The 21,474-nt window shown below is 48.0% G+C and carries 15 protein-coding genes; 6 read left to right on the top strand and 9 right to left on the bottom strand.

Annotated elements, in window-relative coordinates; translation table 11 throughout:
* Positions 1-18: 18 nt before the first annotated feature.
* The 6 genes from K9N75_RS01940 to yihU all read right to left on the bottom strand — a co-directional run bounded on the left by K9N75_RS01940 (position 19) and on the right by yihU (position 7,894).
* Positions 19-1,437 (bottom strand): MFS transporter, encoded by a 1,419-nt coding sequence (locus tag K9N75_RS01940; protein ID WP_224452157.1) that lies wholly within the window; start codon positions 1,435-1,437, stop codon positions 19-21.
* 81 nt (positions 1,438-1,518) lie between these two features.
* Positions 1,519-3,549 (bottom strand): alpha-glucosidase, encoded by a 2,031-nt coding sequence (locus K9N75_RS01935; protein ID WP_224452156.1) that lies wholly within the window; start codon positions 3,547-3,549, stop codon positions 1,519-1,521.
* Between the two features lie 94 nt (positions 3,550-3,643).
* Entirely contained in the window at positions 3,644-4,990 is a 1,347-nt protein-coding gene (locus tag K9N75_RS01930) for an L-fucose/L-arabinose isomerase family protein (RefSeq protein WP_224452155.1), read from the bottom strand.
* 26 nt (positions 4,991-5,016) lie between these two features.
* Positions 5,017-6,060, bottom strand: coding sequence for an aldose epimerase family protein (locus tag K9N75_RS01925; protein WP_004093390.1), 1,044 nt, complete (start codon positions 6,058-6,060; stop codon positions 5,017-5,019).
* Between the two features lie 23 nt (positions 6,061-6,083).
* Positions 6,084-6,947 (bottom strand): class II fructose-bisphosphate aldolase, encoded by an 864-nt coding sequence (locus tag K9N75_RS01920; protein WP_224452154.1) that lies wholly within the window; start codon positions 6,945-6,947, stop codon positions 6,084-6,086.
* 62 nt (positions 6,948-7,009) lie between these two features.
* A complete protein-coding gene (yihU, locus tag K9N75_RS01915) occupies positions 7,010-7,894 on the bottom strand; it encodes a sulfolactaldehyde 3-reductase (protein WP_039187773.1) in 885 nt (294 codons plus the stop codon).
* Between the two features lie 290 nt (positions 7,895-8,184).
* On the opposite strand from yihU, the gene K9N75_RS01910 reads away from it, so the two are divergent.
* The 3 genes from K9N75_RS01910 (at position 8,185) to mdoC (ending at position 11,191) form a co-directional block, all read left to right on the top strand.
* Positions 8,185-9,081, top strand: coding sequence for a sugar kinase (locus K9N75_RS01910; RefSeq protein ID WP_008814760.1), 897 nt, complete (start codon positions 8,185-8,187; stop codon positions 9,079-9,081).
* Between the two features lie 37 nt (positions 9,082-9,118).
* Positions 9,119-9,919, top strand: coding sequence for a DeoR/GlpR family DNA-binding transcription regulator (locus K9N75_RS01905; RefSeq protein WP_004093409.1), 801 nt, complete (start codon positions 9,119-9,121; stop codon positions 9,917-9,919).
* A gap of 195 nt (positions 9,920-10,114) precedes the next feature.
* Positions 10,115-11,191 carry a glucans biosynthesis protein MdoC gene (mdoC, locus tag K9N75_RS01900; protein WP_016361110.1) on the top strand — a complete coding sequence of 359 codons (1,077 nt, stop codon included), beginning with the start codon at positions 10,115-10,117 and terminating at the stop codon, positions 11,189-11,191.
* Positions 11,192-11,232: 41 nt separating this feature from the next.
* On the opposite strand, the gene K9N75_RS01895 is transcribed toward mdoC, so the two are convergent.
* From K9N75_RS01895 to K9N75_RS01885, 3 genes are all read right to left on the bottom strand, one after another.
* Positions 11,233-11,961, bottom strand: a complete 729-nt coding sequence (locus K9N75_RS01895; protein WP_008814758.1) for a YggN family protein — start codon at positions 11,959-11,961, stop codon at positions 11,233-11,235.
* Between the two features lie 14 nt (positions 11,962-11,975).
* Positions 11,976-12,902: a glutaminase B gene (glsB, locus tag K9N75_RS01890; RefSeq protein WP_008814757.1), complete on the bottom strand. Its 927-nt coding sequence runs from the start codon at positions 12,900-12,902 to the stop codon at positions 11,976-11,978.
* Between the two features lie 197 nt (positions 12,903-13,099).
* Positions 13,100-13,732, bottom strand: a complete 633-nt coding sequence (locus K9N75_RS01885) for an outer membrane protein (protein ID WP_185922682.1) — start codon at positions 13,730-13,732, stop codon at positions 13,100-13,102.
* A gap of 819 nt (positions 13,733-14,551) precedes the next feature.
* On the opposite strand from K9N75_RS01885, the gene K9N75_RS01880 reads away from it, so the two are divergent.
* The 3 genes from K9N75_RS01880 to K9N75_RS01870 are packed head-to-tail and all read left to right on the top strand — an operon-like array spanning position 14,552 to position 21,252.
* Positions 14,552-15,877, top strand: a complete 1,326-nt coding sequence (locus K9N75_RS01880; protein ID WP_224452153.1) for an SrfA family protein — start codon at positions 14,552-14,554, stop codon at positions 15,875-15,877.
* 18 nt (positions 15,878-15,895) lie between these two features.
* A complete protein-coding gene (locus K9N75_RS01875) occupies positions 15,896-18,853 on the top strand; it encodes a virulence factor SrfB (RefSeq protein WP_224452152.1) in 2,958 nt (985 codons plus the stop codon).
* Entirely contained in the window at positions 18,853-21,252 is a 2,400-nt protein-coding gene (locus K9N75_RS01870; RefSeq protein WP_224452151.1) for a virulence factor SrfC family protein, read from the top strand. Before K9N75_RS01875 ends, K9N75_RS01870 begins: the two co-directional genes overlap by 1 nt.
* Positions 21,253-21,474 lie beyond the last annotated feature (222 nt).

Here is a 21,474-nt window from a genome sequence, read left to right as displayed (position 1 = left end):
CCATAAGTGAGATTTTTATTAAATAACTGGGCTTGTATCACGCTTGCGCGCTTCAATTTCACCCACGATTTTCACATACATTGTCTCGTTCAAATTATAGAAACAGCCCATTGCCACAATCGTCGTCAGAGCCAACGCCGCCGGATAGATAAAGATCAGCTCACGCAGACCCTCGATGGTATGTGCAGCCTGTGCAATATTAGGAACATAGCCAATCTGAGTTAGCATCCAACCTGGGAAAAAGCCGGCCAGTGCCTGCGATACTTTGCGGAAAAAGGTGAATCCGGTATAGACAGTGCCTTCAGATCGTATACCAGTCCGCCATTCGCCATATTCAACCGTGTCAGACACCAGCGCCCAGTTTAGGCTATTGACGAATGCTGAGCCAAAGAAGGCTAAACATGAATAAAGAACAAAAGTTACTGAGGTATCACCGTACATATAGTTGAGCACATCGCCAACAATCCAAATAGCGAGCCCTCCTAAATATACCGTTTTTTTACCGAATTTACGTACTGCCATCGGCATTAAGAATACGCCAATGAAAATACACCCCATGCTGAAGAAGCCCATATATGACAATAAGATAGGGTCATTAAGTACATATTGGGTGTAATAAACTTGGATGGCTAATTTGACGTTAAATGCCCCTAGCGTACAGAGGTTGGCAATACATAAGATAAACAGTGGACGGTTACCCGCAATTGCTCGAAAGGATTGCAAAATACCCGGTTTTTTCTGCACGCTTCCCTGCGCATTATGGGCTGCTGGTGCCTCTACATAACGCTCTTTCACTCCGGCATAGCAGCACCACATAAAGAACAGCCCGACCAGAGAAAAGAGTGTGGCCGCTACGATATAGCCAAGCTGAGAGTTTCCTTCAACTAAATCCATAACGGGTACAAAACCCACGGTACATAGCAATAACCCCAAAGTCGCACCGCCCTGACGCCATGCGGCAAGAGATGCTCTCTCATTAGGGTTTTTAGTGATAGCGGGTACCATCGCACCATATGAACAATTCATCATGCTAAAGAACAAGCCATAAAGCATGAATAGCGCCGTAGCCACTACGGTTTTTCCAGTAATTTCAAAGCCAGTGCCAATAAAGTTGGCAATAGCTAACAAGGTAACCGGAAACGCTGCATAGAGTACGAATGGACGAAACTTACCTTTGGGCCCGATTTTAGTTCGGGAATCCAGCATAATACCGGTGCCCATATCGGTAAATGCGGTAAAGAATTTAGCAATAAGAAAAATAATACCGCCATAGGTGCCGGGTATGCCTAATACATCGGTATAAAACTTTAATAAATAAAGCGTACCAATATCTAATAATATATTTGAGCCCAAATCGCCCATGCCATAAGCAATTTTTTCCCGCAGTGGCAATAATAATTTTGCCGGTTCATTATTGTTATTTAAAACCTGAGTCATGGTGGTTCTCCATGTATAAACCACGATAGCCTCCCCCTTAGCCTCTCTCGAAAAGGGAGGCTAAGGGACTAGAGACTTTACTTATAGCGTCTTCAATGAGGCAAACAATTCTGCCCATTCACTGTCTGCACGATAGAATACCGGAGGTTGCCCCATTGGCGCTGCAACAGTCACTTCACAACCACCTGCGTGTGGTTCGCCTGTCCACAGGTTTATCCAATTATCCTGTGGCAGATACAGTGACCAATCCGTGCGCCCTTCCTCATAAACCGGTGCCACCAGCAGATCGCGGCCAAACAAGTACTGATATTTCAGGCTATAAGTGTGAGCATCATCTTCATAGTGCAAAAATAGTGGTCGCATTACCGGTAAACCGGACTGCGAATTAAATTTAACCGCCTGTTTGATGTAGGGTTTGAGAGCAACAAAAATATGGCTCATTCGTGCAAACTGGCTAATGGTTTCTATATCATGATCAAACTGCCAATTATCGTCTGGGCGATTTCCTTCATGAGTACGCATTAACGGAGTGAAGGCGCAGAATTCACACCAGCGCATTAACAATTCTTTATTACGCCTCATATCGAAAAGCGTGGTGTAACCACCGATATCGCTGTGATGCAAACCGTGCCCGGTCATCGCCAGCGATAAAGCAGCAGGAATAACCGATGCAAGACCATCGTCTAAGCTCCAATCAACGTTTTGATCACCGGCCCACATCATCACGGAATATTTCTGGCTATCGGTATATCCCGCGCGCATAAAGAACAGGATTTCGCCTAATTTGCCCGTTTCTACCAATGCGTCGTAGTTGCATTTTGCCCATAGCGCAGGCCACGCGTTATGCATAATTTCGGCATCAACGCCGTTATGTAATACGGTATCGGTAGGTAGATATTCACCAAAATCTGCCATCCAGCCATCAAGGCCAAATTCGATCAGATTCTTTTTAATCACATTTTTGTACCAGTCATAGGCTTCAGGCTTGGTGAGATCGACCACCCCCGCATAAAATTCACCGAACTCCACCTGATAATCTTCACCGTTGTAATCTTTGGTGAGATAACCTTTTTCAGCCGCTTCCGCATACAGTTCCTTCTCGATGGCAACGTACGGATTGATGTACCCCAAGAAACGCACGCCCTCTTTTTTCCATTGTGGAATACGCTTATCAAGCTCGGGATAAAGTTCGCTGTCCCAACGCCAGTTCCACATCAAACGTTTACCGAAGGAAGTCACGCGGCGACCTTCCCAGTCTTGAGCCCAAATACCGCTGACCTTTACGCCATGTTCACGCATGACATCCAGCTTTTTCTGACAAACCTCAGTGCCACCCTGAATGCCCAAAATTACGCCGTCATAAACCCAGTCTGGCAATTCTGGCTGGCGTCCAAGCAGAGCAGTGAGTTTCTCCAGCAAAGTGATGTAGCTATCCGCACAGTCAAAATGCAGCACCGCTTCATCCTGCCAAATAGCCAGTTCATGATATTCAGGTGCGGAAAAATCAAAGTTCATGTAGCAACTGTTATCGAAATGGCAGAAGTATTTCTGGCTACTGACAAAGGTTGGCTGCGGGAAAAAGGTCCAGTAATAATTCCCTCCGGCATTTTCTTTGCAATCGGCTTGCCAAGTTACATAGCTTTGCTTGTTACGCCCAACACCCTGCTCGCTAGTCCATAAAGGGAATGGTTTGCCACGTAAATCAAAATAGGAGAATTGCTCACCGCAACCGTAAATATGATCCTGAGGTTCTGCGGCTAAACGCAGCCACATGCGATTATTTTCACTGTCGGCATTACTGAGCTTCATTTCAAGACGATCGTGGGCATCAATAGCAACGTTTAACGTTGCCTGAGCAACATCACCACGGCTAAAGCGAATGTCAAAACCCGCTGCCGTAGATGAAATCTCAGCATCAATCAGAGCCAGTTTTTCACCTAACCGATCTTTGATACTGAAATTACCACGGAACATATCGATATCAGCTTTGCCATGCCCAATCCATAAGCAAGGGCTCTCTGACGAGTGTTTAAGTAATACGCGATTCTGAAAAATAAGAGTAAAACCGTCATGTTGCTGCTGTAACTCAAGACCACTTTGCTGCGAAACCATGGTAGATCTCCATAAAGGATTGAGAATTCTAGACAAGCTGACCAATCCTTCTCTTCTTAGAGAAGGGGCTTATCCCAATTGAGAAAAAGAGCGCTTACTCGCTCAGTTCAACAACCTCAAGATTGAGCAACTGCGCCACTTTACGTAGCAGAGGACGGTGCTCGCCGTAGACCAGCGACGTGTGATGTTCCATTCCAGCGTCGATCAAACGCTTGCGATAAACATCGGCATCAACATCCAAGCGAGCGGTGCCAGCGGTCCCAGAGAAGGCCAACGGCGCTTTGATCATTTCACCACCGGCCAACATCAGGCGTAATTTCCCCTCGCCCTGTGTGATGCGACATAAGGTGATACGTCCAGGTTTGAGCGCAAACTCAGACAGCAGCGGTAACTTACGGTTAGAATGAATGGTGGCTTGAACGGGACCATCACGGTCGGCCATTTCGATAGGTGCCTGCCCACAGTGCCAGAACACAACGCTGTTATTTTGTGGGTCGATGTCTACCAAATCCGTGTTAAACGCAGCATTCCCAGATGCCCACTGAGCCATCAGTGAAGAAAGGACGCCGAACATATCGGCTTCACAGCCACACGGCACTTTGTCTTCATTCATCAGCGCTAGCGCACCACAGGCCGCACAGCCGTAATCGGTGAAAAAGTCTGGCCAGCAGCGCACCGCAATGCCGGAATAACCTTCACGCAAGGCTTTAGCTTGCAGGGCGGAATAGACTTTAAGGGTTTTACGCGTCGCGTCCTGATCCATTTCCCCGAGATTAGGGAAATCTTTTGCACGGCGTGCATAGGGGGCATCTGCCACGCTATCAGGTAGCGCTTTAACTTCATCAATAAATGACAACACCGGCTGACGGGCGACCTGAACACCGAAGTGCTGTTCAAGCTGTTGCTGGTTGTAGTTACAAGCGTCAAAACCCAATGGGTGCTCACCAATAACCATCACCTTGGTCTGCTTGAAGCGACGTACGATTGCCGCCGCCTGTGCTAGTTGTTGCAATTCATTTATCGCGCTCGCATCATCTGGCGCACCGTGAATCGTTTGAACCTTGATTCCTTCACGGCTGAGGGCATGACAAGCCAGATTCACGCCACAAAATGAATTCAGACGCAGACGCCCACCGGTACGCGCTTCCGGAAACGACCACATCGCGGTTGGAACCGGGAAATCGCGGATCACTTCGGTGGTTAACGAAGCATCGGTGAACGTCACCTGTAAAATCAGCAGCAGATCAAGATCGGCCTGCTTCAGCGCGGCTAATGCCTTCAGCGCTGACTCAGCATCGAACTGCAACTCCGGCTCCCCCACCAGCTCGAGATCCATCAATGCCAGTGAATGCCACGCCTGCTGTAACATTTCCTGGGCATAGGGCACATCAAAGGTATTACGTCCTAACGCTAAAACGCCGACTTTTGCTTTATTTGACATGATGTTGCTTCCAGTAATTAATTTATTTAAGCAATAACGCGAAAACGATGCTCGGTGCGGCTGGCATATGTTTGCCCTGGGCGCAAAACAACGTTGCTAAAATGAGGAAAATGAATGCTGTCTGGGAATGCTTGTGTCTCAAGGCAAATCCCGGAGAATGCCTGATAACGGTGCCCTTCTTTCCCATTCCAAACCTTGTTAGAAAGCTTGAATGCATTGTAGAACTGCACACCTGGTAGCGTGGTATGCACCTCCATGACACGCCCACTGTGTGGGCAAATCATCGTGGCTGCCGGATGTAAGTCAGTGTCGGTTGGCTTCAAGACATAATTCATATCGAAGTCCTGTGCCGCACGCTGTTGCATAGCATCCCCTAAGCGACGAGCGTTGCGAAAATCAAACGCCGTACCGGCAACTCGAACAATCTCGCCTGTCGGCAACATGGTGGATTCATCGACCGGCGTCATGAAATCGGCATCGATTTTGAGCTGTTGATCGTGGATAAGGTGAGTATGGCCGCGTAGGTTGTAGTGGCTATGGTTCACCAGATTCACCAGCGTCGGTTTATCCGTTTGCGCTTCAAATTCGAACGTCACCACGTTGTCATCAGTAAGACCGATGCGATGACACACCGTGAGATTTCCCGGATAGCCTTCTTCTCCATCCACGGAGGTACGGCTAAAAATCACACCGTCGCCATCTTCCTGCGCTTGCCAGACATACTTATCAAAACCACGGATACCACCGTGCAAATGCTGTCCAGTCGGCGCTTCATTGGTAGCAAGCAGATACTCTTGCCCGTCAATTTTGAAACGTCCCCCAGCAATGCGGTTGGCGCATCGTCCGGCAATAGCACCAAAAAATGGATGACCCGCCTGATAAGAAGCCAAATCATCAAACCCCATCACCACGTCTTCTGATTTTCCATCTCGGTTGGGAGCCCAGAGCTGAGTCACAATACATCCATAATCCGTGACACACAGGCGCATACCCTGGCTGTTGCTTAATGTGAAAAGAGAAACGGTTTGCCCTAGGTGTTCGCCAAAATGCTGGCGTTGAATGGTCGTCATGTTCTTAATCCTTTAATGAATATTCAGAATTGCAACGCTTTGCCATTGCTGCCAAATAAGCGGATTTTTTCGATTACTTTTTCTTTCATCACGTCACGTCCATGACCCAGAGAGACAGCCAGCGCATACTCTTCTGGATCGTTGGTTAATACTTCGCAAAGCCCTTGGGTAAAGGCCTGACGCAGCTCAGTATCGACGTTGACTTTGGCAACACCTAATGCAATAGCTTGGCGAATTTGGTCGTCAGGAACGCCTGAGCCACCATGTAATACAATCGGTTTTTTCACGATTTCACGAATTTCTTGCAGGCGTCCAAATGCGAGTTTAGGTTCCTGTTTGTAGACGCCATGCGCGGTGCCGATAGAGACCGCCAAATAATCCACATCAGTCCCTTCGGAGAAACGCAGTGCCTCATCGCAGCTCGTGATTAGCGCATCTTTTTCATCCACGGAAATATCATCTTCGGTGCCACCAATTTTGCCAATTTCACCTTCCATGCCGATGTTTAGCGCATGGGCAACCTCGGATGCCGCACGGGTAATACGGACGTTCTCCTCAAAGGACAAATGAGAACCATCGAACATGACCGAATGGAAACCACACTGGATTGCCTGCATGGTTTGCTCAAAGCTGCGGCTATGATCCAAATGGATACAAACTGGCACCGTGATATCGTGCATAAAAGCATCGATGATCTCTTTCATCGGTTTTAGCCCCATCACGCTAATCACTTTTTGTCCGACCTGAATCATGACCGGTGATTGTTCTTCCTGTGCCGCCAGTAAAATGGCACGCACCGTTTCTGCGTTGTGAGCGCTAAATGCGCCAATGGCATAGCCGTGTTTCCACGCCTGTTGGATCATGGTTTTACCGGATACATAAGGCATTTTCTTCTCCCTTTTGAGCTGAGCATCAGCCCCTTAATTATTTGAAAATAAACAAATTACGATTATTTTTTCAGGCCTGATGCTGCTCGCACCTGTTCCAGAATAGCGGTCCAATCCTGACGGCCTCTACCGCTGGCTCTCGCTTGGCTATAAACCTCACGTGAAGCGGCCCCCATTGGCATCGAGACATGCAGTTGATTCGCGACATCAAGCGCGATCCCCAGATCTTTGTGAGCCAAATCGATCATGAAAGCAGGTGTGAGATCTCCCTTAAGTACCTTATTTGGCCATGACGTAGTGAAGTGGCCTTTGCCTGCTGGTGTGCCACTCATCACCTTCAGCGCCACATCAAACGATAGCCCTAGCGCCTCACACAGCACCGCGGCTTCGGCAGAAAGTGCATTCAAAGCGATGCTCATATAGTTGTTTATTAACTTGACGCGAATCCCCATCCCTGGCCCACCAGCGTTGATCAGCTCAGAACCCATCCCCATCAATACTGGAGTTGCATACTCCACCTGCTCTGAAGTACCACCGGCCAGAATCAGCAAGGTACCTGCGATTGCGTGATCTGAGGTGCGTCCAACGGGGGCATCCATCATGCTGAAACCGCGATCCTTCATCTCAGCAATCAATTTGTCCGTTTGCAGCGGATGAATGGTGGACATATCAATCACCAATGCCGATGGTAAAAGCGTGGTGCAGATACCCTCAGCACCGAATAACACCTCTCGCACCAAATCGCCGTTTGGCAGCATGGTGATAACGAACTCCACGTTCTGCGCTGCATCCGCTGGGCTATGACATGCCCGCGCACCTTTGCCTACTAACTGCACCATCGCTTGAGTACTGATATCAAACACACTTAGCTGATGCCCCTGCTTAAGCAGGTTATTGGCCATAGGCAGCCCCATTTGTCCTAACCCGATAAAAGCGATCTTTGCCATTTCACTCTCCTGTCATTCAATGTCACTTTGAGTTCATTAATGGAATATTTTGTCTGTTTTTGATCGTATTTGTAATTTATGGTCAAAAAATTGACAGCCGTCACTCTTTTAACATTTGGGAGAATTAAAATAGCGGCATCGTGATCGAAGGCTGGTTTTACTGATAATCAGTGATGGATCGTGCAACCTCCCAATCCAACGCTTCTCGTCAGAGAGAGCCGTGCAAAGATAAATAAGTTCGGAATGCACCGGGGTGCGGAAAGGGAATTAACACTTTAGAGGAATAAGTCATGACTCGAATTGCATGCGTAGGAATTGCAGTACTGGACAGGTTGTATTACGTCGACAAATTACCTACAGGTGGTGGGAAATACGTAGCTCATGATTATCGAGAAATAGGAGGTGGCCCAGCAGCAACGGCGGCTGTCGCAGCCGCACGACTGGGCGCTAACGTTGATTTTATAGGCCGTGTCGGTGACGACGCGACGGGAGATACACTACTCAATGAACTTGAGTCTTACGGTGTAAACACAGCGTTCACTCAGCGTTATTCGCAGGCCAGATCGTCTCAGTCAGCCATCTTGGTTGATGCTTATGGAGAGCGTATCATCATCAATCATCCAAGCCCTGACTTGCCTAATGATGCCCAGTGGCTAACGGCAATAGACTTCAGCCAATACGACATGGTTCTTGCCGATGTGCGCTGGCATCAGGGCACGCTGACGGCTTTTACGCTGGCAAAACAAGCGGGAGTTGCCACCTTACTCGATGCAGATGTCACACCGCAGGATATCCGCCCACTGGTGGCGTTAGCAGACCACGCAGCATTTTCTGAGCCCGGATTACAACGCATGACAGGCGAAAATGATATCCAACGCGCATTGCAGATGGCAGAAAATGACACAAATGCTCAAGTTTATGTCACTCAAGGTAAGAAAGGATGTTTTTGGCTGCAGCACGGGCAGTTGCAGCATCAGGCGGGATTTCACGTTGAAGTCGTCGATACCACTGGCGCTGGCGATGTTTTCCACGGAGCACTCGCCGTGGCGCTAGGCCGTCAACCAGATATTGCTGCCTCAGTACGCTATGCTAACGCCGTGGCGGCACTCAAATGTACCCAACCAGGTGGGCGCGCTGGCATCCCTGATTGTGATCAAACTGACTCTTTCCTCACTCGTTTTGTATAAAATGATCAACAACATGACCCATTGAAGAGAAATAAACATGAGTCTGACCGAATTAACGGGTAATCCACGCCACGATCAGTTGATCCAATTGATCGCTCAGCGTGGATATATGAACATTGATGAACTGGCACAACTTTTAGATGTTTCAACGCAAACCGTACGTAGAGACATTCGCAAGCTCAGCGATCAGGGACTGATTTCGCGTCATCATGGTGGCGCAGGACGAGCTTCAAGCGTGGTAAACACCGCCTTTGAGCAACGAGAGATCTCTTATACCAATGAAAAAATGGCGATAGCCGAGGCCATCGCCGACTATATTCCCGATCGCTCCACGGTATTTATCACCATTGGCACGACCGTAGAGCATATCGCTCGTGCCCTGATGAACCACAGCCATTTACGCATTATCACTAACAGTCTGCGAGTCGCGCATATTCTGTATAAAAATACGGAGTTCGAAGTGATGGTTCCCGGTGGTACTCTGCGACCTCATAACGGCGGCATTATTGGCCCGAGTGCCGTCTCCTTTGTGGAAGGATTTCGCGCCGACTATCTGATCACCAGCATGGGTGCCATAGAAGCGGATGGTAGCCTGTTAGATTTTGATGTGAACGAAACCACCGTAGTCAAAGCAATGATGGCGCATTCACGGCATATTTTACTTGCAGCCGACCATACCAAGTTCCATGCATCTGCGGCGGTGGAAATCGGCAATGTGGGGAAAGCGACCGCATTATTTACAGACGATGAGCCTCCTGCTGCGCTCAGTGCTTTGCTGCAACAACAGCAAGTAGAATTAGTCGTTACCTCCTCAGCTCAACAGGAGCCAACGCTTTAAATCTGCTAGCAATTCTTATTTAAGCTACGCTTATGTGCAGATTAATCCAAAAATGTGCGTCGGCACTTGCCCGACGTTCATTATCTCCCTAGAGTTACGCCACTTTAATGCTTATCTGACAGGATTTTTGGGTACAACGCATTGGCTAAAACTATCCAACGAGAACACTATCTAGATTATATCCGCGCCACGCTCATGCTGTTGGGGATACCTTTCCACGTTTCACTGGTCTATTCGGCTCACCATTGGGTGGTCAACAGCACGCCAGAAAGCCTGCCATTAAGTTTGTTTAATGACTTCATTCATGCATTCCGCATGCAGGTGTTTTTTGTCATTTCTGGCTATTTTTCTTGCATGCTGTACCAGCGCTATCCATTGAAAAAGTGGCTGAATGTTCGCCTGACCCGACTGCTCATTCCGATGGCCACGGCGATGGTACTTATCACGCTGCCACAGTTTTGGTTCATCTTGCATCACACCACAGGGATCAGCGATTGGGCGCAAGCCGACCTGTGGCAAAAGGCTAACATCTGCGTGTGGTATTTAGTTTCGCATCTATGGTTTTTGCTTACGCTAAGCCTGCTGACAGTGATAAGCGCCCCGCTGCTCAACGCCATCGTCAATCGTGCGCTATGGAGCAAAGTCTCCACTGGGGCATTGTTACCGATTTTTATTGCTCTTGGCGTCGGTTTTGCCCTGCTACATAAGCTTTCTGCAACGTTAATGCCGACAGTTACAGGCTCTGCACTGTTTAACTTTTTAGTGGTTAATACGCTGATGTACTTCCCGTTTTACCTGCTCGGTGCAGTGGCGTTTGTCCATATCAAACATAAAGAAAATATCACTCGAGTGTCATTCATTGACGGTCTGATTGCTGCGGCATCGGTCGGGCTGTATTTGCTCAATGAAAATACTCAGGTATTTGCGCCGCTACAGCTCAGCGTGCAGTTTTGCCTGATATTCATCATTGGTCTCACCATGACAAAGGTCGTGTTAACTCTGGGACATCGACTGCTGAATAGGGAATCGCGCGGGGTGACGTACTTCGTGGGAGCGTCGCTGTTTATCTATCTGGTACACCATCCACTCACGATTATCTACGGAAGCCTGATGGAGAATGTACATCCCCAACCTCTGCTTGGCTTCGCTGTTGGCGTCACGCTGGTGGTGTTGGGCTCGCTGATGCTATATGAAATCCACCGGCGCGTACCGCTGCTGCGCTACCTGTTTTCAGGTAAGCCGCAGAAACCCGTCGTGAATTCAGTGAAATGATTAATTTGCCAGCCATACGGCTGGCAAATTATTTTTGTCGATTACGCCTTTGGCAGCTCTTTCAACAGAGCCTGACGCTGAGAATCCAGCGTGGTAATACGACTGCATACGTCTTTGCCGAAAGATTTGAAATCATCTTCCTGCTTGCTCCACTCGGAGCGAATCGCCTGCTGTAAACCACCTAGGTTGCCCATGATGGCCTGCAGAGGGTTATCAGACTTAGTCGCATTTGCCGCCTGTTTCAGCCCCATCTCATTGATGCTGTCTTGTAAGACACCACCCATGGTCTGGTTAACGAGATTCTGGCCTTCCTGCTCGACTTTAGAAATAGCCTGATGGTGGAAGGTATACCCATCGCTGCGTTTTTCTAGAATACGCTGCATCTGCTCTTTTAGCTGAGAATCCAGTTTGGTCAATCGATTACGAATGTTGCTATCGCTGCCAACCTGTTCAACGATAACTTTATCCAGAGAAACGCGCGCTTTTTCCAAACGAGTCTGCGCTCCTTCATCGATCCATGGGAAATCCTTGCGGATCCCCGATTGCAGATTCACTGCCTGCTGTTGCGCTTTGGTGCTCAGCGTAACGGCTTTGCCATCGCGGGTCATATTACCGTTTTTATCGATAGTCAGGTTGCCACTCGCACCTACGATTTGTACCTGCTGAGGATTAACAATGATGTCATCCTGCGGCTTAACATTACATTCCCATGCCGCCTGAGCCTGCCACGCGGTCAACATCAGTAGAGATAATCCTAATTTACGAATCATGCGTTCTTTGTCTCCTAAAAAATCGAGCGGCCAATGCGCTGCGCAAGAATTTCAAGCGCAGCGGTTCCCGCCAGTGAGTTGCCAGAGGCATCCAGTTCAGGGCACCAAACTGCAATACTCATTTCATGGGGGACAACGGCAATAATTCCGCCGCCCACGCCTGACTTGCCGGGCATCCCGACACGATAGGCAAATTCGCCAGCACCATCATACATGCCACTGGTAACCATCATGGCATTAATCTGGCGGTTCTGCCGCTCATTGATGAGTGGCTCCTCCAACGCAGGCGAATGCCCGTTGTTGGCAAGATAGACAAAAGTGCGCGCCAATTCCATACAACTCATTCTTAAAGCACAGTAATGGAAATAAGTTTGCAGCACCGTTATCACGTCATTATCAAAGTTGCCGAACGATTTCATCAGATAGGCGATCGCCGCATTACGGTCTGAATGTTCGAACTCGGAGCGTGCCACCCGGGCGTCGTACACAATATCCGGCTCGCCAGACAGGGCGCGCACCACCTCTAGCATTCTCTGCTTAGGCGCGCTCAGACGCGACTGCAACATATCGCACACTACCAATGCGCCAGCATTGATAAATGGGTTGCGTGGCTTCCCCTGCTCCAACTCCAGTTGTAGCAAGGAGTTAAAGGGTTGTCCCGATGGCTCTTTCCCGACTCGAGCCCAGATATCCGACTCAGCATAACGGCTAAGCGCCACGGTTAAACTCAATACCTTTGAGATCGACTGGATCGAAAAACGCTCATTGGCGTCCCCCGCCTGATAAGTTTCACCGTCCACGGTGCAAACAGCAATCCCCAGTTTATCGGCCGGTACTTCAGCCAATGCTGGAATGTAATCCGCAACTTTGCCCTGCCCAATTAAAGGGCGTACCTGAGCCAGAATATCTTCCAGCAATTGATTACTCAGCTTAGTTGCCACACAGTGCTCCAAAACAAATCAGAATTACGCTTATTACGGGGCGGGAGGATAAAACAATTGCGGCAAGACCGAAAGGCGTTGAAGAGGGATAAAGGGGGTTTAGGACTCGTCTCCCCGAAAAAAAACCCGCCGAAGCGGGTTTTTTATTAAACATACTTTTAGACGTTTTCTAGGCGTAAATCCTAGAGGAAACGCTCTTAGAAGTAGTAGTTAACACCCGCGGTGAAATCGTGGGTAGCCACTTTAACTTTGGAAGCTTGTGCAGTTGCATCGCCAGCGTCCAGGTATTTGTAGCCCAGATCCAGATCCAGGTGGTTGTTGATAGCGTAAGAAACACCAGTACCAACGCTCCACGCGAAGTTGTCACCGTTACCAGAGTGGCTTGCACCACCCTGAGTGTTTTTCAGGTTTACGTTAGCGTAACCGATACCAGCACTGATGTATGGAGTGAAAGCAGTGTCGGTATTGATGTCGTAGTAACCGTTCAGCATAGCGGTCTGCAGACGTACACGGTTGTGAGTACGAGTGTTGTCAGCTTTGATGAAGTGATCGGTATCAGTAGTATCACGGAATGAATAATCTAATTCTGCACGGATTGGCAGGTTAAATTCATTCTGGAAGTTATAACCGAATACCAGACCAGCGGTGCCTGCTTGTTTGGTGTCACGTGGAACGCTGCTACCATTTGCAGATTTCTGACCGTGAATTTGCTCTAAGCTGGTACCCAATTTAGCACCGGCATAATAACCAGTGTTGTCTGAGTTTGCAGCGAAAGCGGAAGCTGAAGTTGCTAAGCCGATAATAACGGCCAGGCTAGTTAATTTTTTCATGATAGATTCCAACTTAATAAGTATTTTACTTGTGAAACTATATCATCATGTGACATTAATCACAAAAATGAAGACGCTAGATAATAATAGCGATCCCTGTACGAAAATTGAATTATTTTTTTATCAATGAAATCAATGGATAGTGTTTTTTGTACTAGTTTGTTTAGTTTGTGTTTAAAAAAAACGCACTTTTGGTAGGAATATTCCGATTTATTGCGTTTACAAGCGATTGATATTTATACGCTGTAATTTCAATGCGGACTTAAAATAAATATCTTTTATTCTTTAGCGTAATGAGTAAATTTTTGTATAGAAATGACGTCGAATGATTTACTTATTTTTAAATTTAGGAAAATGACTATAGAGAATAATTTTTTTATTTATTGAGAATAAAAATACAGAAAATAAGATTTTATATAAATATATATGCGACTAAGCAATCGATTCCATAAGAAATAAATCATGATGAATAGTGATATAATTCATGTAGATATAAACCGTGATGATGGTCACATTGCTCTTGAAGGTAACGCACAATCTATGCACTAAAGTAGCGGAATACCCCTGCGCCAAAAACGATTCAAATGGGTGAGAAAATGAGAGACTTAAACCTCTCAGCATCGGTGGATGCTACGCCATGATTGCTATTTAAGAGCGTTGGGCAGAGTAGATCTTGCCTAGGATGGATAAAGTAAAGCAGTTATACGCGGGGTGATTGACCAAGTATTTACCATTTTAGCCACTTTTTTGACCGTTTGATTTGCAACATAAGCCTTAAAGTAGCCGCTGTAGTCAGGCGTCTATCAAAAGGTCCTTTTCGTGGCAAAACAATTATTACGCAGCGGCAGCTTAGATGATTTTCTCGCATTGGGTGAAAACGGTCAGCCCGTTTACGCTTCAGCTTTGCAGCTCAGAGAAACTCTGCGACTGCGCCATCAACAGACTATCGCTGATAGCCTCGCGATCCCTCAGCCAAATGAACGGGGCGATCGAATAGATTGGTATGCGCCAATCGCGGGAAAAGTCACATCCTGGATAGCAGCCAGCGATGAAGAACGCGCCTCAGCGTTGCGCCAGCTAGAGCATTGTCAGCAAACGGCCAACGCCCTCAGCCTTAAAGCCCAAAATTCAGATAAACCTGCACTGCGCTTGTTTGGTATTTTGCTTGCTAAGGCAATGCAGTTTCCTGGCTCCAACCATGTTTTCTTAGTTGATGGTAAACCGGTATTAACATTCTGGGGATTCGTTAATCTCGATAAAAAATCTCGAACCGATGCCTTTGATTGCTTACGTGCAGCCAGCGCTGATACCGTGCCAGAAAAACTGGCTATCACCGAATTACCAGCAAAGCCCCCTATTACCGTTCCTTCTGTTGCGCTTGCAAACACGGCTTCCCAACAAGCATCTAACGTTGATGATTCTTTGGACATGAGTCCTGCCTCCATTGATGCTCAAACAACGCGTCCTCGCCGTGACTGGCGTCAACTTTGGTGGTTACCTCTAGCGTTGATCGCTTTAGGGATCTTATTTGTCCAGATACGAACTAAAGGAGATGTGGCAGCGGCCAAACCTTCCGAGCCAGAGGTTAAAACAGCCGTCGTGGCTACAAAACCTGCTCTCACGACCAAAACCTTAGTGACGACTACGCATTTACCCGTCGCTCACGTGACCTCGCCAGAGCCTGCACCAGCAGCTCCGATAGAGAAAAAGCCAGAGATAAAGGTGGAGGAAACACCGGTGACAGCCGCTGCGCCTAATGCGTTAGTGATGCCCGCAGAGGCGGTAAAAATGGGCTCAACGCGTTTCATGAATGGGAAATGGCGCGCCAGTTTAGACATCAAAACGCCACGAACCGGCAAACCACCAAGTTTGGTGTATCAAATAAAAAACAGCAAAGGCACGGTGAAAATCACCCACGGTGACGGAATTAGCTGTAGTGCGAATGTCACAACCGGCCTCATGAGCTCAGGAAGTTTAGTGGTTGATAGCAGAATTAAAGCGAAATGCAGCGATGGTTCACGTTACAAGATTCCACAGCTTATCTGCAAAGCAGGTGAGAACGACGTAGCCGAATGTAAAGGGCGCTATGACGCCGACACTCTTTTGCCAATGAATATGACGCGCATTGGCAAATCGTCTCAGTAAATAATGGGTGAATAAACCATGTTAGCCACAATTTCCGATTATAAACATCAGGTTGCACTCATTCAGAACAGCGGCATCCAGTTTTTAGACTTTGCCTTAAAGCCCAATTTTTCCTCTGAGCTACCGGGAAAGTTTGTTCGCCAAACCGCGAATGGCCCATTGCTACGTTTACTGCACAATGCTGAAACTGACACCTATTGGCTGCCTGCTCCTGCAGGGGCTCAGCCGGAGCGAGTAAAACCCGAGTCGAGTATTCCTCTAGAGCATTCTCTGCGGCTACTCAATAAAATCTGGTTGCCGCTGCCATTTTTCCGATTCAATCCGCCGCGTACTTTCTTAGGGGGGCCAGACAATTGGGCACGAATGCAGATTTTAGCGTTAGATGAACCCGATCGTGATGGCAATACCTATCGCCTGTGCATGGCGTTTGATACGGCGGTTTATGCCGATATTCACAATGCAGAATCGCTCGCGCCAAGTGAAAATGATGTGAAAACCGGCGCTGGATTTGCATTGGCATATCGCAGTGAAGAACTGGGCGAATTTCTGGATCTTACTTGGGTGGATGGTTGGCTGCGTGAAGTTTTCATTCAGCAGGTTACGCAGCAGGAAGAACGTCATTCGGTCGGTATCCAAACCGCGCTACGCGAGTTTGAGTATCAGGCGCACTACCTGAATTTACTGCATTTATTGGGTCATCAGTTGAATGTGCCAACGATTAAAATGAATACCAATACGCTGCAAGAACCGACTGTGCATGTCGATCTGATTATGGATGTTGGTAACTCCCACACCTGCGGAATTTTGGTTGAAGATCATCTCGATGAGCATAATGGGCTAAAGCAGACCTACGAGCTGCAGCTACGTGACATGAGCCAGCCGCATTACGTGTATAACGAACTGTTCGACAGTCGAGTTGAGTTTGCACAGGCTGAATTTGGCAAGCGTAATTTCTCTGTTGAAAGTGGACGTGAACAAGCATTTATTTGGCCATCGATCGTGCGTGTCGGTCGAGAGGCCAGCCGTATGGCGCTACAGAGGGTGGGAACGGAAGGATCGACTGGGCTTTCCAGTCCGCGTCGCTACCTGTGGGATGAAGAGCCGTACATGCATGGTTGGCGTTTTAATTCACTGGAGCAAACGCAGCAAGAGACGTTAGCAACCGCGCTGCCGCTGACTTTCCTGATCAATGACGAAGGCCAGCCGCTATACGAACAACCTTTAGATGAGCGTCTCCCTGTCTTTTCCGCGCACTACAGCCGTAGTTCGTTGATGACGTTCATGCTTTCTGAATTGTTGGCACAGGCGTTGATGCAGATAAACAGCGTCGCCCAACGTTTAAAAATGACGCACTCAGCGGCTCCGCGCCAGCTACGCAGTATTATCCTGACGTTGCCTTCTGCAATGCCGAAACCAGAGCGCGAAATCTTCCGTCGGCGCATGGTTCAGGCTATCGGTCTGGTATGGAAAAGCATGGGCTGGCATCCCGCTGACGATGACTTTACCCATGAAAACGATCGCGTAAAAAGCACGGTTCCCGTTCCTGATGTTCAGATGGAGTGGGATGAGGCCACCTGTGGACAGATGGTTTATCTCTATAACGAAACGCAGGTTAACTTTGGCGGGCGCACTGAAGAATTCTTTGCCAGTCAGGCTCGCGCCGATCGTGAGCTGGCTGAAGGGGAAACCGTGGGCAAAACATTACGTATCGCGTCAATCGATATTGGTGGCGGCACGACAGATTTGGCGATCACACAGTATCGTTTAGATGATGGAGCAGGAAGCAATGTCAAAATAACGCCACGGCTGTTATTCCGTGAAGGTTTTAAACTGGCAGGAGATGACATCTTGTTAGATGTCATTCGTCTATATGTATTGCCAGCGTTGCAGACTGCATGCAGGAAAGCGGGCGTGATAGATGCAGATGAGCGGATGGCGAAACTGTTTGGCGGTGAAGGTATATCCGTGCTGCGACAGCAAGCCACCTTGCAGCTCTTTAGTCCTATCGGGCGCGCTATTCTGGAGCGTTATGAAGGCTACGATCCTCTCGATAGCGGCGCTGAGATTGATACTACCTTTGGCGAACTATTAAGCCAGCAGCCAACGGATACCGTACTGAACTATATCAATAATGATGTGCAACGGGCCCAGCCTACCGATGCCGCTCCATTCGATGTTTTACAGGTGCCGCTCATCCTGAAACTAAGTAAGCTACATGCTGAGTTTCTTTCTCCGCGCATGCGTATTACGCAAAACCTGCGTTCGTTATGCGAAGTGGTCGCGCTGTATTCCTGCGATGTATTACTACTGACCGGTAGACCGTCGCGATTTCCTGGTATTCAGGCATTGTTCCGTCATCTTCAACCGCTGCCAATCAACCGAATTTTGCCGCTTGAAGGTTATCACACCAGCGAGTGGTATCCATTTAACAAACGTGGACGCATAGATAATCCGAAGTCAACGGCGGCCGTTGGCGCCATGATTTGCCTGTTAGCGGTGAATTTACGCTTAGCGAGTTTTAACTGTAAGGCCGGTGATTTTCAGCCATATTCAACGGTGCGTTATTTGGGCATGCTTGATAACCATCAAGCATTAATGAGCAACGATGTGTGCTATAGCGATATCGATCTTGATGATCCCAAATTTGTGCTGCCAAGCGACAACGTTTTTCAGATGCGCGGTCCGTTATGCCTTGGATTTCGTCAATTAGATAACGATCGTTGGCCTGCTTCACCGCTGTATCGGTTATCCATTACTGACCAGCAACTGGCGCGCAAAGTCGCTGGAGAAAGTGTGTTGTATGTGAAGCTAGCCGTGGTAGCGATGAACGATGAGCAAGGCCCTGAGTGCTTTGCCCTTTCTGATGTAAAACTTGATGATGGCAGTTCGGTACCTTTGCACCATTTAAAACTGCAATTAAATACCTTATCGGATAGCGCCCATTATTGGATCGACAGTGGGAGCGTATTTAGCTAATGAAATCATTGAATGCAAAGCAGATAAATAGCCAGTTACAGACGATTGCGCATAGCGTGACTCAGGCAATTGATTGGGTGGATAACGCGCGCGAACACTCACCTCGGTTGAATATCGAAGCAGATAGCCTGCGAGTAAAACTTTATCGCTGTCATCATCAGCTCACGGCTTTACAGAGTTCGCCACAAAGCCCGCCGAGTATTGGTTTTTGGGGGCTGTCTCAGGCGGGGAAATCACATTTGATCCACGCGCTAGTTGCAAATGAAAATGGGCGGTTAGAAATCCATTTGGCGGGGCGCACGCTGGACTTTCTCACTCATATCAACCCCGGAAATCTGGATTGCGGTATCGTCACTCGATTCTCTCGCCGCAGGGGTATAGATAACCATGATTACCCTGTTGAGCTGGCGTTGTTGAAAGAATATGAAATCGCCAAAATGCTGGTTGATGCGTTTATCAATGATTTCTCATCAGAGTTTGACTATCAAGAACTGGATGAAGGTGTTATCGACGAGCATTTAGCGGCTCTCTCAACGTTGCGTCAGCCGGACATTGTGGCGGGATTGAGCGAAGATGATGTTGTCGCGCTGTGGGATGCGGTAAATCGCCGCATTGGCTCACGTGGCAAACGGATGAACCGTGATTTTTGGCCATCGGCGGTAAGGCTTGCGCCGTATTTGAGCGTAGATCATCGCGCCCGATTGTTCTCACTGCTGTGGAATGGCGTAGACGAACTGACGTCGGCCTATGCCAGCTTTAGCCATATTTTACAGCGTTTATCCTGTGCGGAGAAAGTCGCGGTTCCGTTAAGCGTTCTGGTGGATGATATGCAGCTGCCAGCCGAAGGGATATTGAGCCCTGAAGTGCTGGAAAATGCCAACTCGCCGCTTGATTTTAGCGTACAGGTTTGTCCACTCATCAACCGCAAAACAGCGAAACCAGTAGAACTTTCCATTGCTGAACTGGCGCTGCTGACATTTGAAATCACGCTGCCTTTAGCTGGCGCAGCTCGGGAACCACTATTTCAGCAGACTGACGTGCTGGATTTTCCCGGCATTGGTCGTTCTCTGGAAAGAGAATATGAACCTTCATCCTCACTGAACGGCATTTTGCAACGAGCTAAAACACAGGGTTTATTAGAACGCTATGCTGATAACCAACAGCTTGGTGCATTAATGGTATGTACCGCGGTCGGTGAAAAAACCACGACGCAGTCAGTGGGCAAAATTCTGGCTCATTGGACAAAAAGCATGTTAGGAGATACAGAGCAGCGTAAACCTACGTTGATTTGGGCGCTTACGCCGTTTGACCTGCGCGTAACCCAGAATAAGAGCTACGACGACGCCGTTCAGCGATATGTGGGTTTGCCAGGTGAGAGCTGGGGGTCGATGCTAGTGACCGATAAAAGCGGTGTTCGTCGCATGGTGGATTATTTAGCTACGGAGGTGAACAGCGAGACTACTCTGAGAGGTCTGAATCTGAGGTTAGAATCGCTGCGGCGTGAGCTGGCTGATCATCTGTTAGGCAACTGGTTAGCGCTGGATGAGGAAGAAGAGGAAAAAGAGAAACTTCGAATATCCCAGACGTTGCTTAAGGCGCTACAAAACCGAACCGGAGTACATGGTGAGCTACTCGAACGCTTATTACCCACTCGGGATGAACTGCGTAGACTGTATCTACAGCTAAATAATCAGGCGAACTGTGCCGTTGTTTCGGGGAACCACAGCGATAGCGTATTGCCAATTATGCATGGCGATCCGTTTGGCATTGAGATGAATATCGATTTGGTCGCTGACTTTGTTCCTGAGACTGATTTCGTAACATCAGAAGCGCAAACCGAGGCCAATTTTGCCAATCAAGCTTATCAATATTGGATTAACCATCTGCGCAATTTGGCGGAGAATGAATCGTTACTAGCCTTGCTGGGTCTGGGTAAATCAGAGTTAGAACTACTGTCACAAGAGTTGATAACGGCTAGTGTGCGTATGCATATTGCCTCGACTTTATCACAAGCGTTGTCAGGGATTGAGAATGAAGGCACAAGGGTAGATATGCTGGTGGATCGTCAGGTTTCACGCGTATTAAGCGTGCTAGGCGATTTTGTCGCATGGTTAGGCTTCCAGCAAATACCCGAATCATTGCGGCCTGATAGCCGTGTAAACCGTGGACAAAAGCTCTTTGCGAAACCACCTGCGATGAAAACGGCGAGCTGGGGAGACTCTTTGCGTTTAACTAAGCTTTCAGTCATGCCATCTAATAATACGGGATTCTATATTTACGATTGGCTGGTGGGCTTAAGTGAAGTGATTATCCAAAATAAAGGTTATTCTTCAGCACATGAGCTTAGCCAGCACCAGCAACAGCAGATAAAAAATATTGTCGCTTCTATTGCTGATTAAGACGTGGCCTCTTATGAGGCCGCTCTCTCTTAGATAGGATCGCAAACAGGGTATGTCTACGTTGCTCAGTCAGGACAACCCGTTGTTATCAAGTGGTATTCGATCACGTCGTTAAACATACTCATCGAGATATTGTGTCGCTATTTTTACTTGCTGGATAGAATAATACCGCTATATTCTCTTGGACTTACACTTCAACCTCTATAATCCACCTTTTGTTTA

This window comes from Hafnia paralvei (assembly GCF_020150375.1).
GTDB classification, from domain to species: Bacteria; Pseudomonadota; Gammaproteobacteria; order Enterobacterales; family Enterobacteriaceae; genus Hafnia; species Hafnia paralvei.
This window is presented reverse-complemented; position numbering and strand designations above follow the sequence as displayed.

Coding starts and splice junctions, on each gene's coding strand:
- K9N75_RS01940 (WP_224452157.1), bottom strand. CDS start 1,437: ATGACTCAGGTTTTAAATAACAATAATGAACCGGCAAAATTATTATTG.
- K9N75_RS01935 (WP_224452156.1), bottom strand. CDS start 3,549: ATGGTTTCGCAGCAAAGTGGTCTTGAGTTACAGCAGCAACATGACGGT.
- K9N75_RS01930 (WP_224452155.1), bottom strand. CDS start 4,990: ATGTCAAATAAAGCAAAAGTCGGCGTTTTAGCGTTAGGACGTAATACC.
- K9N75_RS01925 (WP_004093390.1), bottom strand. CDS start 6,060: ATGACGACCATTCAACGCCAGCATTTTGGCGAACACCTAGGGCAAACC.
- K9N75_RS01920 (WP_224452154.1), bottom strand. CDS start 6,947: ATGCCTTATGTATCCGGTAAAACCATGATCCAACAGGCGTGGAAACAC.
- yihU (WP_039187773.1), bottom strand. CDS start 7,894: ATGGCAAAGATCGCTTTTATCGGGTTAGGACAAATGGGGCTGCCTATG.
- K9N75_RS01910 (WP_008814760.1), top strand. CDS start 8,185: ATGACTCGAATTGCATGCGTAGGAATTGCAGTACTGGACAGGTTGTAT.
- K9N75_RS01905 (WP_004093409.1), top strand. CDS start 9,119: ATGAGTCTGACCGAATTAACGGGTAATCCACGCCACGATCAGTTGATC.
- mdoC (WP_016361110.1), top strand. CDS start 10,115: ATGCTGTTGGGGATACCTTTCCACGTTTCACTGGTCTATTCGGCTCAC.
- K9N75_RS01895 (WP_008814758.1), bottom strand. CDS start 11,961: ATGATTCGTAAATTAGGATTATCTCTACTGATGTTGACCGCGTGGCAG.
- K9N75_RS01885 (WP_185922682.1), bottom strand. CDS start 13,732: ATGAAAAAATTAACTAGCCTGGCCGTTATTATCGGCTTAGCAACTTCA.
- K9N75_RS01875 (WP_224452152.1), top strand. CDS start 15,896: ATGTTAGCCACAATTTCCGATTATAAACATCAGGTTGCACTCATTCAG.
- K9N75_RS01870 (WP_224452151.1), top strand. CDS start 18,853: ATGAAATCATTGAATGCAAAGCAGATAAATAGCCAGTTACAGACGATT.